General features: G+C 31.4%; 21 protein-coding genes. 15 read left to right on the top strand and 6 right to left on the bottom strand.

From position 1 onward, the window contains the following. Positions 1 to 99 precede the first annotated feature (99 nt). The 4 genes from AB8U03_RS14825 (at position 100) to AB8U03_RS14810 (ending at position 2,350) form a co-directional block, all read left to right on the top strand. Positions 100 to 324: a BhlA/UviB family holin-like peptide gene (locus tag AB8U03_RS14825; protein ID WP_369705341.1), complete on the top strand. Its 225-nt coding sequence runs from the start codon at positions 100 to 102 to the stop codon at positions 322 to 324. A 144-nt stretch (positions 325 to 468) separates the two neighbouring features. After that, positions 469 to 1,383 carry a GH25 family lysozyme gene (locus AB8U03_RS14820; protein ID WP_369705340.1) on the top strand — a complete coding sequence of 305 codons (915 nt, stop codon included), beginning with the start codon at positions 469 to 471 and terminating at the stop codon, positions 1,381 to 1,383. An 82-nt stretch (positions 1,384 to 1,465) separates the two neighbouring features. Beyond that, on the top strand, positions 1,466 to 1,726 hold the full coding sequence (locus AB8U03_RS14815) for a hypothetical protein (RefSeq protein WP_369705339.1): 261 nt from the start codon (positions 1,466 to 1,468) through the stop codon (positions 1,724 to 1,726). Between the two features lie 15 nt (positions 1,727 to 1,741). Beyond that, positions 1,742 to 2,350 (top strand): bZIP transcription factor, encoded by a 609-nt coding sequence (locus AB8U03_RS14810; RefSeq protein WP_369705338.1) that lies wholly within the window; start codon positions 1,742 to 1,744, stop codon positions 2,348 to 2,350. Between the two features lie 98 nt (positions 2,351 to 2,448). Here the strand turns inward: AB8U03_RS14810 and AB8U03_RS14805 are convergent, their stop codons facing one another. Further along, positions 2,449 to 3,168, bottom strand: coding sequence for a hypothetical protein (locus AB8U03_RS14805; protein ID WP_369705337.1), 720 nt, complete (start codon positions 3,166 to 3,168; stop codon positions 2,449 to 2,451). Positions 3,169 to 3,386: 218 nt separating this feature from the next. Here AB8U03_RS14805 and AB8U03_RS14800 point away from each other — a divergent pair, with 218 nt between their 5' ends. Beyond that, entirely contained in the window at positions 3,387 to 4,529 is a 1,143-nt protein-coding gene (locus AB8U03_RS14800; RefSeq protein WP_369705336.1) for a protein kinase family protein, read from the top strand. A gap of 15 nt (positions 4,530 to 4,544) precedes the next feature. After that, positions 4,545 to 4,688 carry a hypothetical protein gene (locus AB8U03_RS14795; RefSeq protein ID WP_369705335.1) on the top strand — a complete coding sequence of 48 codons (144 nt, stop codon included), beginning with the start codon at positions 4,545 to 4,547 and terminating at the stop codon, positions 4,686 to 4,688. A 756-nt stretch (positions 4,689 to 5,444) separates the two neighbouring features. Here the strand turns inward: AB8U03_RS14795 and AB8U03_RS14790 are convergent. Then, positions 5,445 to 5,627, bottom strand: a complete 183-nt coding sequence (locus tag AB8U03_RS14790) for a hypothetical protein (protein ID WP_369705334.1) — start codon at positions 5,625 to 5,627, stop codon at positions 5,445 to 5,447. Positions 5,628 to 5,860: 233 nt separating this feature from the next. On the opposite strand from AB8U03_RS14790, the gene AB8U03_RS14785 reads away from it, so the two are divergent. From AB8U03_RS14785 to AB8U03_RS14765, 5 genes are all read left to right on the top strand, one after another. Then, complete coding sequence (locus AB8U03_RS14785; protein ID WP_369705333.1) at positions 5,861 to 6,364, top strand: flavodoxin family protein; 504 nt, start codon at positions 5,861 to 5,863, stop codon at positions 6,362 to 6,364. A 42-nt stretch (positions 6,365 to 6,406) separates the two neighbouring features. Further along, the gene (locus tag AB8U03_RS14780) at positions 6,407 to 6,868 is read left to right on the top strand and encodes a methylated-DNA--[protein]-cysteine S-methyltransferase (RefSeq protein ID WP_369705332.1); all 462 of its coding nucleotides are present in this window, start codon (positions 6,407 to 6,409) and stop codon (positions 6,866 to 6,868) included. A 22-nt stretch (positions 6,869 to 6,890) separates the two neighbouring features. After that, the gene (locus AB8U03_RS14775; RefSeq protein WP_369705331.1) at positions 6,891 to 7,724 is read left to right on the top strand and encodes a deoxyribonuclease IV; all 834 of its coding nucleotides are present in this window, start codon (positions 6,891 to 6,893) and stop codon (positions 7,722 to 7,724) included. Between the two features lie 74 nt (positions 7,725 to 7,798). Then, positions 7,799 to 8,452, top strand: a complete 654-nt coding sequence (locus tag AB8U03_RS14770; RefSeq protein ID WP_369705330.1) for an HAD family hydrolase — start codon at positions 7,799 to 7,801, stop codon at positions 8,450 to 8,452. A 16-nt stretch (positions 8,453 to 8,468) separates the two neighbouring features. Continuing rightward, positions 8,469 to 9,074, top strand: coding sequence for a ribonuclease H1 domain-containing protein (locus tag AB8U03_RS14765; RefSeq protein ID WP_369705329.1), 606 nt, complete (start codon positions 8,469 to 8,471; stop codon positions 9,072 to 9,074). 82 nt (positions 9,075 to 9,156) lie between these two features. On the opposite strand, the gene queF is transcribed toward AB8U03_RS14765, so the two are convergent. From queF to AB8U03_RS14745, 4 genes are all read right to left on the bottom strand, one after another. Next, the gene (gene queF, locus AB8U03_RS14760; RefSeq protein ID WP_369705328.1) at positions 9,157 to 9,651 is read right to left on the bottom strand and encodes a preQ(1) synthase; all 495 of its coding nucleotides are present in this window, start codon (positions 9,649 to 9,651) and stop codon (positions 9,157 to 9,159) included. Positions 9,652 to 9,670: 19 nt separating this feature from the next. After that, the gene (locus tag AB8U03_RS14755) at positions 9,671 to 10,153 is read right to left on the bottom strand and encodes a QueT transporter family protein (RefSeq protein WP_369705327.1); all 483 of its coding nucleotides are present in this window, start codon (positions 10,151 to 10,153) and stop codon (positions 9,671 to 9,673) included. Between the two features lie 126 nt (positions 10,154 to 10,279). Beyond that, a complete protein-coding gene (locus AB8U03_RS14750) occupies positions 10,280 to 10,414 on the bottom strand; it encodes a hypothetical protein (protein WP_369705326.1) in 135 nt (44 codons plus the stop codon). A 604-nt stretch (positions 10,415 to 11,018) separates the two neighbouring features. After that, a complete protein-coding gene (locus AB8U03_RS14745; protein ID WP_369705325.1) occupies positions 11,019 to 11,405 on the bottom strand; it encodes a type II toxin-antitoxin system HicB family antitoxin in 387 nt (128 codons plus the stop codon). Positions 11,406 to 11,561: 156 nt separating this feature from the next. Between AB8U03_RS14745 and AB8U03_RS14740 the strand changes: the two genes are divergently transcribed. The 4 genes from AB8U03_RS14740 (at position 11,562) to def (ending at position 13,436) form a co-directional block, all read left to right on the top strand. Then, the gene (locus tag AB8U03_RS14740) at positions 11,562 to 11,948 is read left to right on the top strand and encodes a hypothetical protein (RefSeq protein WP_369705324.1); all 387 of its coding nucleotides are present in this window, start codon (positions 11,562 to 11,564) and stop codon (positions 11,946 to 11,948) included. Positions 11,949 to 12,388: 440 nt separating this feature from the next. Further along, positions 12,389 to 12,532, top strand: coding sequence for an XkdX family protein (locus tag AB8U03_RS14735; protein WP_369705323.1), 144 nt, complete (start codon positions 12,389 to 12,391; stop codon positions 12,530 to 12,532). A gap of 214 nt (positions 12,533 to 12,746) precedes the next feature. After that, entirely contained in the window at positions 12,747 to 12,983 is a 237-nt protein-coding gene (locus tag AB8U03_RS14730) for a helix-turn-helix transcriptional regulator (RefSeq protein ID WP_369705322.1), read from the top strand. Then, positions 12,984 to 13,436 carry a peptide deformylase gene (gene def / locus AB8U03_RS14725; RefSeq protein ID WP_369705321.1) on the top strand — a complete coding sequence of 151 codons (453 nt, stop codon included), beginning with the start codon at positions 12,984 to 12,986 and terminating at the stop codon, positions 13,434 to 13,436. Positions 13,437 to 13,518 lie beyond the last annotated feature (82 nt).

The raw sequence follows: 13,518 nt of genomic DNA, 5'->3' as shown, positions 1-13,518 counted from the left end.
CCCATAAGTTAGATTTTTAGGTCTAACTTATGGGGGTCAGTTCAAACTTGATTAAAATCAGGTCCTTTTTATTTTATCTAAAAATCAGGGAGGCTAGAGATGGAAAATGAAATATTCAAAATGGCGGTACAGCAAGGCATTTGGGCCATGCTGTTTATTTTTATACTCGTTTACGTGTTGAAAGAGCAAAAAGAAAGGGATGAAAAAGCAGCAGAGAGAGAAGAAAATTACCAAAACATTATAGCTAAACTTACAGATAGACTAAAAACTTTAGACAACATAGGAGAAGACGTAAAAGAAATTAAAAACAAAATATTTAAATAGGAGGAATTTAAATTGATTAAAGGTATAGACATAAGTAATTTAAATGGTCCTATAAATATGAACCTTATTAAAAATGCTGGTAATAGTTTTGTTATTGCGAAGGCCACCGAAGGAAGTACCTTCNTTAAATAGGAGGAATTTAAATTGATTAAAGGTATAGACATAAGTAATTTAAATGGTCCTATAAATATGAACCTTATTAAAAATGCTGGTAATAGTTTTGTTATTGCGAAGGCCACCGAAGGAAGTACCTTCGTAGATAAATTCTATAATGACAATATTAAAAAAGCCAAAGCCCTGGGACTTGTTACCGGGGCGTATCATTTTGGAAATTTTACAACCATAGCAAAGGTCATCCAGGAGGCAAACTTTTTTAAGCAAATTGTAGAAGGTACCAATGCTGATTTTGTAGTCCTGGACTTTGAACAGCAGTGCAGTGGGGATATGACAGATGCATGTCTTGAATTTTTAAAGATAGCGTCTACTGTTGCACCAGCACTTATCTATTGTAATCCAAGCTATATAAAGGCTTACTTAAATAGCAAAATAGCCAAGTATCCTTTATGGATTGCTCATTATGGAGTTAGTTCTCCAAGCACTGTTTTATGGCCTAATTATGCTATATGGCAGTATTCCGAAAAGGGGCAGATATCTGGCATAGGTGGTTATCTGGATTTAAATTATATGTCAGATAGCTTTTTTAATAGTCTGGGAGGTACAAGACAGCCGAACCCGCTTGTGGAGCAGATTAAGGCTTTACAATATGACCTTAATTCTGAATACAATGCTGGATTGGTCGTAGATGGAGTAGTAGGCCCAGCAACTATGGCAGCACTAAAAGGAATACAAAACATTATTGTAAAGGGTTATAAGTCTTATGTAGTCCTTTGGATACAACAGAAGCTGGAGGGTTATGGCTATTTAAAGGAAGGTACTTATACGGAAAAGGTTTATGACGAGCCTACATTTCAGGCTGTTACCAATTTACAGAAAAACTGGGGCGGACCAACGGATGGAGTTCTAAGAATAGAGACCTGGAGTATATTTTTAAATAACTAAAATTATTTACAACATATCGTGTAAAGTCAGAGCGAATTTTTTATAAAAATGTAAAGTAAAAATAATATTGGAGGTAACAAAAATGAATATTAATAATTTAGAGAAATGCTTTTATGAGGCAAGCAAGTTAAATAAAAAATATGTAGGTGTAAAAATAAAGATGCAGGGATTTCCAAAGCCTGAAATAATAATTAATGAAAATGCTAATCTTGATGAAAAATTTACTTATTATAAAAAGGCCTATAATGAAGACCTAATGCTTAAAACCTTTAATGGAATTAAGATTATTGGGTTTACTTATGGAGATACATTTGCAGACATAGAGAAAGATTTAATTAAATAATTGGAGGAATGTATTATGACAAATTTAAATGTATTATTTATAATTTTAGGGCTGGCCGTTGGAGTAGGAGCTACAGTATTAATCCTATTGCCTTTTTTAAAGAAAAAGGGTGTTAACACAGCAGATGTTTTACAAAAGGTTGATAACGGCTTGCAAGAGGTTAAAAAATATACGGATGCAGCAAAAGCACTGGTGCCAGGTAATAAGTTTTTAAATATCTTAAGTGTTATAGAAAAATATGCTGAAATAGGAGTGGGACAGGCTGCACAGCTCAATGTATCTTCACAACTTCCGGCAGACCAGAGAAAAAAGAGTGCAGAGAATTATGTATACAGTGTTTTGAATAAGCTGGGTATAAATGTGGATGAAAATATCAAGACCATAGTTTCAGGAGTAATTGAGAATAAAGTATATGATTTAAAAACTCCTGAAGAAAAGAAGACAGCACAGCAAACGGCAGTTCAAAGTCAGATATCTCAGCTTCAAACTCAAAATTCACAGCTCCAGAGTGAAAAGGATAAATTACAAAAAGAAAACGAAAAATTAAAGCAAACTATAGCTAGTATACAAGGAGCAGTAACTCCTGTGCAAAATGCAGCAGCTCCAACTAATACAGCTCAATAATTTTAACCCCAGGTCATTAATTTGACTTGGGGTTTATTTTAGTTAGTAAACAAAATAAGAAGATTCCGAACTAACTTTGCTACTATGTCAACAATAACTTATTTGAACGTTACATACCCAAAATGATACTGTGCATTTGTGATAGTCTGCTTCAAATCCCTTCCCGTTGTAATAATCTTTAGCATACTAGCATTAATTGTATCTTCCTCTTTAATATTTTTAAGCTTAATCCAAATCTTAGCTTTTTCATCATCACCAAATTCAACAGGATATCCACTTCCTGGACATGATACTGGCATTTTGTCGGAATAGATTTCCAATACGTCAGCACTAAAAGCAATATCATTATCACAATTTTGGTTATTTATGGCAAAGAGAATTCTAACATTATTACCCTCGTCAATTTTCTTATTGTAATACTTCACTTTATCCTTGCTCATTCCATAATATAAAGATTCTGTTGAAAACCAAGTATAACCATGTAATTTTTCATCTTTTATGTAGACTCTTATTGTACCTTCACCGTCTAATTGATTACCTCCAATAGTTGTAGCTGAGCTAAGTTTCATAAATAAAAACTCGTTTGTATTACCTTCTGCTATTGTATCTCTATCTGCTATCATACTAATTACCCCTTCCACATTAAGATATTTCTTCTTCAATTTCAAATATAAATCTTCATCCTTTGCAAGCATATACATCTCCAATACGTCATTTAATGCTGCTGTTTTTGTTGTACCTTTAATCGTAACAAATTCATTAAACATATCCTGGATAGTATCTGCTACTGTAATTGTCATATAGTTTTGCCTTCCCATTTTCATAACCTCCTACTTTTGTACCATAAAGCCAGTAGAGCCATTTGATAATACTAATGTACCATAAAGCCGATAGAGTTGCCAATACATATTTTTACAATAGAAAACCGGGGCTTTATTTTTTTATATAAAATTAATTAGTATATTTAGCAGGAATATGAAAATTTTTGTAGAAATAGTTTTAATAAAATAATGTTTTAGTAATTAAGGTGATATAAATGGAAAGAGAATTAAAAAAGGGTGATAGCGTTAAATTCAATAAAGAAAAAGAATTCATTTATATAAAACCTCTTGGTTCAGGCGGAACAGGAGATACGCATTTATTTAAAGACGAAACTACAGATATGTTGTTTGCATTTAAAAAATATTCACCCAAAGATTTAAAATATAAAGAAGAATATTATAAACGCTTTGTTGACGAAATTAAAATTTTATTTAAATTATCACACAAAAACATAGTTAGAGTATATAATTATTATTTATACCCAAATTTAAATTTAGGATATTTACAAATGGAATATATTGAAGGTCAATCAATTGATAAATTTAATCCAAATAATTCAACTAAAAATTGGAATTCTATTTTTATAGAAACTATATCTGCATTTAAATATCTAGAAGCTAATAATGTTTTACATAGAGATATACGACCTACTAATATACTTATTGATAAAGATGAAAACATTAAAATAATTGATTTTGGATTTGGGAAGAAACTTGAAAATTTTCAAGAAAACGCTAAAAGTGTTTTTTTGAATTGGCCTGTTTCAGAATTACCAAATGAAGTAAAATTTAATAAAGAATATAATCATCAAACAGAAGTTTACTTTTTAGGTAAACTATTTCAAAAACTTATTAGAAATTATAAAGATAGTTTTAAATTTAACCACATAATTGAAAAAATGATAAATGTAGATCCCAATGAGAGATATAAATCTTTTAATGAAGTGACTAAAGCAATATCGGATGGGGTATTAAGTGAGATTGATTTTACTGAAAATGAAAAGCAAGTATATATTAATTTTGCGAATGGATTAATAGGCCATATTAATAATTATATAGATAATTATAATCCTATAAATGATTTAAATTACACACTTAACGAATTAGCTCAAGTTATTCATGATAGTGCTCTTGAAGAATTTATTCAAAATAATACTAGACTAATAAGATGTTTCATAAATGGTACATATAGGTATATTCCTACTAACGATATTAAAGTGGAAACGATAGTTGGTTTTTATAAACTACTAAATAACCTATCACTTCGAAAACAAAAAATTGTTTTAGATAATATTTATACTAGATTATCTAAGATTAAAGTTGAAATTAGTTATGACGATGGAGATATACCATTTTAATAGGGGGGTTATCTTATGAAAAAAGAAAGGGAAAAAATAAAAATTGTAATTACTAATCCAGAGGAACTACCTGCAGCTAAAAAAAGATTCACAAAATTATTTTGCGAACTAAACAAAGATAAAATATTAAAACGCATTGAAGATTTAAAAACTAAATAAATTTTGCGGGGGATTTTTGTGGGGATTCAGTGTCTATAAAGTGATCTTTTAATATAATAGATATAAACATACAAGAAAACCTCCAGCTTTGGGATGGAGGTTATAGTTTTATATAAAAATATATAAAATAAAGCCCGAGGATTGGTGGGGCTTTATTTTAAGAAGGCAACTTACATTGTAAGAAGTTAACTATGTATACTTATTATACCATAAATTGTAATAAAGTCTATCATATTTTTAATTCATTGTAACAATTACTAAAGTAGCTCTATATAATATATGGAATAAAAAGTTTCTCCTCATTTGGATGCTTAATCAATTCCTATGTATAGTCAAAGCTTTGGTTAACCCTAGAGCTTTATTTTTTACATATAAAAATAATTAGAAGCTCCAGCCTAATTAGCCAGAACTTCTATAAAGGAAGCATACAAAAATTAAAATGAAAATACTCTAATAATAGCATACCCATAATATATTAATTTATTCCTAATATTTAAATTATTGCTTTTTATAAAAAAGTGATAGAATATAAAGGCATATAAATCTATCTTTAACCATTATAATGGTCTTTTATTATCTTACGAATCATTCCGACTAATATAGCTCAATAATTATACCACAGGCCAAATTAATGACCTGGGGCTTATTTTTTGATTAAATATAACACGAAGTGCACACAAAGTTAATATGGTTGCATTACATATTATACAAGTACCATATCATAATATATGCATATGTTCAGTATTCTGTACTATTTTAATAAAAATAGTTAATAATAGTATATTTATTTTTCCCAGGTATAAATTCCACATCAATACCCATCCTTATGTCCCTGTCAAATTCCCTTGGATAGAATGTATATAATTGCTCCCCAGACAATACTTTTATCCAAGGTGCACAATCATTTACACTAGAATAATGTACTACAGTTCTTATCATTACTCTTCAGCTCCTTTTTATTTTTTTGCCGTCAAAAATTCGGCAAAAATAATTTTCAAAAATCAACTATTTGTAGCTATTAATAAAAATTAAAAGACAGTTGCGAATGGCTTAACTGCAATCTTTTCAAGCATTTTCTAACTGTTTCTTTAACATTCGTATTTGAATATGAAATATGTTAAGATAAGTTGTAAGTATTTAACTTTTGAATTTGAAAGGTGGCTGATTTAACTATGGAAGACAAAAAATTAAGCACACTTGTTGTATACTACTCTTTGGAAGGAAATACAAAGATGATGGCAGAAACTATTTCAAAAGAAATTGGCGGTGATACTTTAAGATTAGAAACTAAAAAAGCTATAAGTCCCCATGGAGTAATGAAATTTATAAGAGGTGGAGGTCAGGTGATTTTTAAAAAAGAACCTGAACTTGTTAAATATGATATTAATCCTGAGGATTATGATGTTTTATTTATTGGAACTCCTACCTGGGCAGGAAATTTTGCTCCGGCACTGAGAACATTCTTTTCTAAAACAAATTTAAAAGATAAAAAAATTGCACTGTTTAACTGTAATGGCGGACAAAGGGGTAAAACTTTTGAGAATATGGCAAAGAGCCTGGAAGGAAATGAGATTTTAGGTGGAATTGAATTTGATGTACCTCTTAGAAATGATAGAGAAGGGAATATAAAACAAGCTAAAATTTGGTCTAAAGAAATTATTTCAAAAATAAAATGAGCACTTTTATATAGAAAACTCAAATGAAGCGGAGGTATTAGCATGAATAATGGATTTTGTTATGATACTGAAATAGGTAAAATAGAAATTGTGGAAAATGGCGTAGCAATTACCAATGTGTACTTTCAAAAAAGCATGATTAAAGATGTGAATATTAATGAAACGCCATTGTTAAAGAAGGCAAATCAGCAGCTTGAAGAATATCTTTCAGGGAAAAGAAAGATATTTGATCTGCCCCTTGCACCAGAAGGTACGGAATTTCAGCAAAAAGTATGGAGGACATTGCAGAAAATTCCCTATGGAAAAACCTGCAGCTATAAAGAGGTAGCTCAAAATATAGGTAATGCAAAGGCTTGCAGGGCAGTAGGCATGGCAAACAATAAAAATCCCATTCCTATTTTTATTCCCTGCCATCGCGTTATCGGTGCCAATGGAAACTTGGTTGGATATGCAGGTGGTTTATCTATGAAAGAAAAACTTTTGAAAATAGAAAAGCAGATGTAGTACTTTATTGGAGGCAAAGATTATGTTGAATATAGGTTGTCATTTATCAGCTTCAAAAGGTTATGAAGCTATGGGAAAAGAGGCTCTTGAAATAGAAGCAAACACCTTTCAATTTTTTACACGGAATCCAAGAGGAGGCAGGGCTAAGAAAATTGATCCTGCAGATATAGAAGCACTGTTGAAAATTATGAGGGAAAATAAATTTCCTTTAATTATGGCTCATGCCCCATATACATTAAACGCCTGTTCTGCAAATGAAAAAACAAGAGAATTTGCATTTGACATTATGGCAGATGATCTAAAAAGAATGGAGTATTTGCCCAATAATTTATATAATTTTCATCCAGGCAGTCATGTAAAACAGGGTGTCCAGGTTGGAATAAAATATATTGTAAATATGCTTAACGCCATATTAAAGCCAGAGCAGACTACTACCGTACTTCTTGAAACAATGGCCGGGAAAGGTACGGAAATAGGCAGAAATTTTGAGGAGCTGAAACAAATTCTTGATGGTATTGCTCTTCCTGATAAAATGGGCGTGTGTCTTGATACCTGCCATGTCTATGATGCTGGCTATAACATTGTAAATGATTTGGATGGAGTCTTGGATGAATTTAATAAAATCATTGGACTTGATAAATTGCGTGCAATTCACCTAAATGACAGTAAGAATCCATTTTCAAGTCATAAAGATCGTCATGAGAAAATTGGAAAAGGATCCATTGGGAAAGAAGCTGTGATTAGAATTATCAATCACCCAAAATTGTGCCGCTTGCCGTTTTTTTTAGAAACTCCCAATGAACTGCCGGGGTATGCTAAGGAAATTAAAATGCTGCGGGAAGCATATAAGTTTTAGTTCATACTATTATCAATGTGTTTATTTTGATGGTATAATTAATATAATTTATGTTAATTGGAGGTACTGCAATAATGAATTATTCTGGAATTATTTTTGATCTTGATGGTACATTGCTTAATACACTTGCTGATATGGCAGATTCAATGAATATTGTATTAAAGAAACACGGGTTTCCTGTGCATGATATAGAAAAATATAAAAACTTTATTGGAAATGGTATGGAGAAATTGGTGTGGAGGGCGTTACCTCCGGACAGTGCAAATGATGAAATGGTGAAGTTGTGTCTGGCAGAATTTAAAAGGGAATATAATGAGAGATGGGATCAATTGACAAAGCCCTATGAGAGAATAAGGGAATTAATGGACAAGCTCCATTCTATGGGGATAACCATGTCAGTACTTTCAAATAAACCTGATAATTTTACCAAAATAATAATCGACAAATTTTTTGGGCTAAAACGCTTTAATTTTGTCTTTGGTGCAAGAGAAGGTATACCTAAAAAACCGGATCCATCTTCAGCGTTGGAAATATCCAGACTTTCAAAAATTCCACCATCAGAGTACCTTTATCTTGGTGATTCCGGGGTGGACATGAGTACAGCTAATAGTGCTGGAATGTACGCTGTAGGTGTAACATGGGGCTTTAGAGAAGTTCATGAGCTGCTGGAAAATGGTGCTAAAACGCTGATTAACAGCCCTATGGAACTTGTTAAACTCATAGAATAAGGAGAGTGCATATGAAATGCCAAATTTTTATGGCGTAAAAGAAGGAAAAATCCCGGGAGTATATAATAGCTGGGAAGATTGTGAAAAACAGATCAAAGGATTTTCCGGAGCTGTATATAAAAAATTTAAGGACTATGATTCTGCACTTGAATTTATAAGTCAGGATAAAACTTATTCGCCACAAAATGTACCTGAAAAGGATGTCCTATACGCCTATGTGGATGGATCCTATAACAACGGTGATAATATAGCAGGATATGGAGTGGTAATAGTAAAAAATGATACTGTGCTTTTTAAGGATTTGGGAGCTTTTAGAATTACTGACATGATTGAAAGCAGAAATGTATTTGGTGAGATAAGGGGAGCTTTAAAGGCCGTTGAACTGGCGTTAGCCAATGATTTTACAGATATAGTTATTGCTTATGATTATAAGGGTATAGAATGTTGGGCCACAGGTGAATGGAAGGCAAATAAAATTCTCACTAAAGATTATAGGGATTTCATGCAAAAATATATGAAAAAGATAAACATAGGATTTAAAAAAATCAAGGCTCATTCAGGAGAAGATAAATATAATGAACTAGCTGATTTACTGGCAAAAAGAGCTGTGGGAATATTATAATGAGTATTTTTTGGATTTAAGGTATCTGCTTTCACAAAGCAAATACCTTATTCATTTATCAGTGTTTATTTTAAGATTTATGTTAGCGGTTATCAATTTTTTCAGGATAGAGATCATGATAATAAAGTCTTTTTTGGGCAACCTGTTTCCAAGTGGTATTTTCTTTCCCGTAATTTGCATAAGGATCAATGGATATTCCACCTCTAGGAAGAAATTTCCCCTGAACTTCTATATATTTTGGAGATATGGTTTTTATAATATCCTTCATTATTATATTAATGCAGTCTTCATGAAAATCTCCATGATTCCTGAAGCTGAAAAGATAAAGCTTCAGTGATTTGCTTTCCACCATTAATTTATCCGGCACATAGGAAATATAAATTGATGCAAAATCCGGCTGGCCGGTTATTGGACAAAGGCTTGTGAATTCCGGACAGTTGAACTTTACAAAATAATCATTACCAGGATGTTTGTTCTTGAAAGTTTGAAGCAGTGAGGCATCATAATCAAATTTATATTCTGTTGTTTTTTCACCGAGAACAGTGGTATTTTTCAATTCAGTTTTTCTATTGTTCATATGTGTTAATTACCTCCCATTAAAAGTTAACTTTGCTCTGAAGCTGTTTAAAAAGTAATACACCTATTATAGCGGGTATAATTTGTCCTATGCAAAGGCTTGTAGCCAGAAGCACATAGCTTATATTGAGTATTTTTGAAAGCCATATGGGAACTATTAGGCCTGGACCACAAATAAGCGGAATTATCATAAACCAGCAGTTCAAATTCATACGTTTTATCAAATAAGTAAATGCACTTGTTATAACCCCTACTATAAAACCACCTAAAATGTCATATATGCCCATTCCACCCATTAAGGTATTACTTATCATGTTGCTTAACCCCAATGGTACTATAAGGTAAGGGGCAAGAGCACTTAGTGAATATAATGCTGTGGCTATTCTTATCTGATATTGACCAAATGCAAATCCCTGGGTGAAATACATAAGAGCTATGTAAAGGGCCATTATCAATCCCGACAAGGCAATCTTTCTTGTAGTAAAAAATTTTTTGCTTTCCATTTTCCCTCCTGACACAGAGGTAACTATCCCGAAATAAAAAGCGCCCTAGGCGCTATAAATAGACTATTTCAATAAATAATCTATAGCCCATAGTTTTTTTTATAGACAGGATGGTTACGAACTGTCTTATATAGTTTTTCCCACTCCATTATATATTATAAAGTCTGTAAAATCAAGAGGGCTTATAGAAAGCCCATTTATTTTTCTAGTACATAGTAAATTCTTATCTGTGACCCAAGTGTTTCTACTTCTTATTTTCATTTTACACTGCCATTTATAATGTTCTCTTAGTATTGGAACCAAGAATTCTGGAATGGCTATAGTTCTTTTACTTTTCTAATGCATATAATGAAGCCTAACTCAATACTCTTTTATAATTAGATAGTGTTTGTGGAGATAAGTTTTCAATTTACCCTCCCTTTAATATAATTTAATAAACCTATGGCTCCAGGGTTAAGTGGAGCTCCAATGCGGGAAGCCGCAAATATAATAATTCCTATATCTTGTATAAGGCACCTGACTTTTAGCTGGGTGTCTTTGAAATTTCATAATGTTTACAAATAGTTAACTAATATGACATTAAGACGTAACAAACACTATATATACTTATAAGTGTCCTAAGGAAATAGCCTTAGCGAAATTGAAAATAATAAATTTACATAAATGAAAAGAGTAATGGTAATTACTAAGCAGGTGCTTGTGGTTGCAGGGCACGATAAACTTAAATGCAACCGCCAATAGACACTATATAAAATTGTTATCCCCTTTAAAATTATATTGCAGGGTAGGCATCCGTCATTTGGGATGCTTATTTTGCGTGAAGAAAAGAAATGGACATGTAAATTAATCATATCCATCTTTTGATTTATCCATTTATATCAAGTTTTTGTTTAATTGCAGTTTGGATAACTTGGGAAAAATTTATATTGTTTTTCTCAGCCAGGGACTTTAACCACTGGGGCATAGTTATAGTAGTTTTTACAGAAGTGTTTTGAGTAGTTTCACGATATAGTGGCATATAAACATCAACTAATAATGGTATTTGAATGTTATCCTCCTCCATACCAAATAAATGTAACGCCAAAACCTCTTTAGCATTTTTAACAGCTTCATCCATACTGTCGGCGTTTGATACACAACCAGGTAAATTAGGAAATATGATGTCTATATTGTCTTTATAAGGAAGATTATAGATCAGACTTTGCAAATAAAGTAATATCTGGAAGTTTAAAAATGAAACTAAGTTTGCCATAAGAAAAATAAGCGAGGCTATAAAAAGCATGTAGTTTTTACTGGAAGAATAAATTAATAGAATGCCCTTCAAAATACTTGCAAAAATCGTATATAAGCATAAAAGATATGAGGATATACTTTGCTGTTAATTATCAAGAAGGAGAGGGAATTAATAATGAGCAGAGATGAAGAAAGAAAATATAGTGTATCTCAAATGATACAAAAATTAGAGAGCAATCCTGATTTATTATTTGTAGACAAGAACGGAAATGCTTTTGGTGTAGGGGAATACGGATATTTAGAAGTATCAAGCATCGAAAAAATTAATATTAAGGATAAAAGCTGGAAAACTATTAAGAAAGTAAGTAACTTTAATAATGCACTTACTGAATTTAACGACCTCCAAAAAGATATATATTGTAAATATAGTGGTTCATTAACACATTATCATCCTAATAGCATTGATGAATTACATTATTTAGTAGATGATAAAGATAATCCTATAAGCTCAGATGAAATATTAAATGGAACTTGGTATGTGGATTATTCAAATGGAAGTTAAAATAATACTACTGAGGCAATATTAAAGGTGGATGATTATATATGGAATTAAAGAGGATGTGTCCTAAGTGTGGAAAATAATATATGCGTGTATGCATTGGAATAAGGAGGCTATATGGGAAATTCAATTATTTCAAAGGCTGTTAGGGATGAAATATAAGAAGAAAATGGAGATAGAGAAAAGATAGTTTATTCTGATATATTTCCATGCACCAGGATAAAACAAGGTGATGGAGCTATGAACTTGTGGTCACTTGAAGGTGGAACAATTATCTTGCTACTTCACCTAGAAGACTGCAAATCAGCAACCAAATCAAAATGAAGTGTTAGTTCAGACCGTAGCGGATTTAACCTTACAAAATGCGGACTTAAATAACCAAATGCAGATACTATTACAAACTGTTGCTACTATGCAATTAGGATAGAGAAAGGATGATATAAATGAGTAAATATTTTAATTTTTGGCGTATGTGCTATAAAAATAGTTGGGTAACTTTGGACATGGTAAAGCAGGCTGTAAGTAAAAGTATTGTAACTGCAGATGAATACAAGACCATAACTGGACAGGATTATACACCGGCATAATAATAGAATATAAGGCAAAATAGGGTTAGAGATAGCTTTTTTATTTTGTCTTTATTTTCATAGTAATAGTATAATAATATTAAATCATATTTGTAAATCTCTGCGAAGGTTATTATAAAATATAAAATTGTTTATTATGTAAGTTTAACTTGATATATAAGTGAAGTAATGATATAGTTTTAATGTAAGGTTAACATTACAGGAGTGATAATCTATGAAAAATCGATTAAAGGAATTCAGAGAGAAATTTGGATTAACTCAACAGCAGTTAGGAGAAATTATAGGTGTATCACGACAGGCCATTAATTCTATAGAGACAGAAAAATATGAACCTTCAATATGGCTAGCTTATGATATTTCCAAAGTCTTTCATAAGTCTATAGAGGATATTTTTCTTTTTGAAAAAAGTGAAAGAAAATCCAGATCACAACAAAGTAGAGGTGTAGTTTAAATGGCATTAAGACAAATTAGATTTTCTGATGATGAAATATTAAGGAAAAAAAGTAGAAAAGTTGAAAAGGTAGATGACAGAATAAGACAAATTTTAAATGATATGGCAGATACCCTGTATAATACAGAAAATGGTGGAGGATTAGCAGCTCCGCAAGTAGGTATATTAAAGAGATTGGTTGTGATAGATATGGGACAGGGACTTATAAAATTAATCAATCCAGAAATAATTAAGCAGGAAGGAGAACAAGAGGTTGTAGAGGGATGTTTAAGCATTCCTAATGTAGTTGGAAAATTAAAGAGACCTGCAAAAGTAACAATACAAGCATTAAACGAAAATGGGGATAAAATTATATTAAAAGGTACAGGAGATTTGGCAAAATGTTTCTGTCATGAAATAGATCATTTAGAAGGTATACTTTTTACTGATTTAGTTACTGAATATATAAAATGATTTTATTGTATTTAACGATTATATAATAATTCGTAAAATAAGAAAAATGCGTAGTTAATATATATTTGTATAGTCTTTACAA

The sequence above is a fragment of the Clostridium moutaii genome (assembly GCF_041205085.1).
Classification (GTDB): Bacteria; Bacillota; Clostridia; order Clostridiales; family Clostridiaceae; genus Clostridium_B; species Clostridium_B moutaii.
The sequence above is the reverse complement of the archived record's forward strand: the minus strand, read 5'-3'. Positions and strand labels throughout refer to the sequence as shown.

Excerpts from the sequence above, each read along its gene's own strand:
- AB8U03_RS14825 (WP_369705341.1), top strand. The coding sequence starts at position 100 with ATGGAAAATGAAATATTCAAAATGGCGGTACAGCAAGGCATTTGGGCC.
- AB8U03_RS14815 (WP_369705339.1), top strand. The coding sequence starts at position 1,466 with ATGAATATTAATAATTTAGAGAAATGCTTTTATGAGGCAAGCAAGTTA.
- AB8U03_RS14810 (WP_369705338.1), top strand. The coding sequence starts at position 1,742 with ATGACAAATTTAAATGTATTATTTATAATTTTAGGGCTGGCCGTTGGA.
- AB8U03_RS14805 (WP_369705337.1), bottom strand. The coding sequence starts at position 3,168 with ATGGGAAGGCAAAACTATATGACAATTACAGTAGCAGATACTATCCAG.
- AB8U03_RS14800 (WP_369705336.1), top strand. The coding sequence starts at position 3,387 with ATGGAAAGAGAATTAAAAAAGGGTGATAGCGTTAAATTCAATAAAGAA.
- AB8U03_RS14795 (WP_369705335.1), top strand. The coding sequence starts at position 4,545 with ATGAAAAAAGAAAGGGAAAAAATAAAAATTGTAATTACTAATCCAGAG.
- AB8U03_RS14790 (WP_369705334.1), bottom strand. The coding sequence starts at position 5,627 with ATGATAAGAACTGTAGTACATTATTCTAGTGTAAATGATTGTGCACCT.
- AB8U03_RS14785 (WP_369705333.1), top strand. The coding sequence starts at position 5,861 with ATGGAAGACAAAAAATTAAGCACACTTGTTGTATACTACTCTTTGGAA.
- AB8U03_RS14780 (WP_369705332.1), top strand. The coding sequence starts at position 6,407 with ATGAATAATGGATTTTGTTATGATACTGAAATAGGTAAAATAGAAATT.
- AB8U03_RS14775 (WP_369705331.1), top strand. The coding sequence starts at position 6,891 with ATGTTGAATATAGGTTGTCATTTATCAGCTTCAAAAGGTTATGAAGCT.
- AB8U03_RS14770 (WP_369705330.1), top strand. The coding sequence starts at position 7,799 with ATGAATTATTCTGGAATTATTTTTGATCTTGATGGTACATTGCTTAAT.
- AB8U03_RS14765 (WP_369705329.1), top strand. The coding sequence starts at position 8,469 with ATGCCAAATTTTTATGGCGTAAAAGAAGGAAAAATCCCGGGAGTATAT.
- queF (WP_369705328.1), bottom strand. The coding sequence starts at position 9,651 with ATGAACAATAGAAAAACTGAATTGAAAAATACCACTGTTCTCGGTGAA.
- AB8U03_RS14755 (WP_369705327.1), bottom strand. The coding sequence starts at position 10,153 with ATGGAAAGCAAAAAATTTTTTACTACAAGAAAGATTGCCTTGTCGGGA.
- AB8U03_RS14750 (WP_369705326.1), bottom strand. The coding sequence starts at position 10,414 with ATGAAAATAAGAAGTAGAAACACTTGGGTCACAGATAAGAATTTACTA.
- AB8U03_RS14745 (WP_369705325.1), bottom strand. The coding sequence starts at position 11,405 with ATGGCAAACTTAGTTTCATTTTTAAACTTCCAGATATTACTTTATTTG.
- AB8U03_RS14740 (WP_369705324.1), top strand. The coding sequence starts at position 11,562 with ATGAGCAGAGATGAAGAAAGAAAATATAGTGTATCTCAAATGATACAA.
- AB8U03_RS14735 (WP_369705323.1), top strand. The coding sequence starts at position 12,389 with ATGAGTAAATATTTTAATTTTTGGCGTATGTGCTATAAAAATAGTTGG.
- AB8U03_RS14730 (WP_369705322.1), top strand. The coding sequence starts at position 12,747 with ATGAAAAATCGATTAAAGGAATTCAGAGAGAAATTTGGATTAACTCAA.
- def (WP_369705321.1), top strand. The coding sequence starts at position 12,984 with ATGGCATTAAGACAAATTAGATTTTCTGATGATGAAATATTAAGGAAA.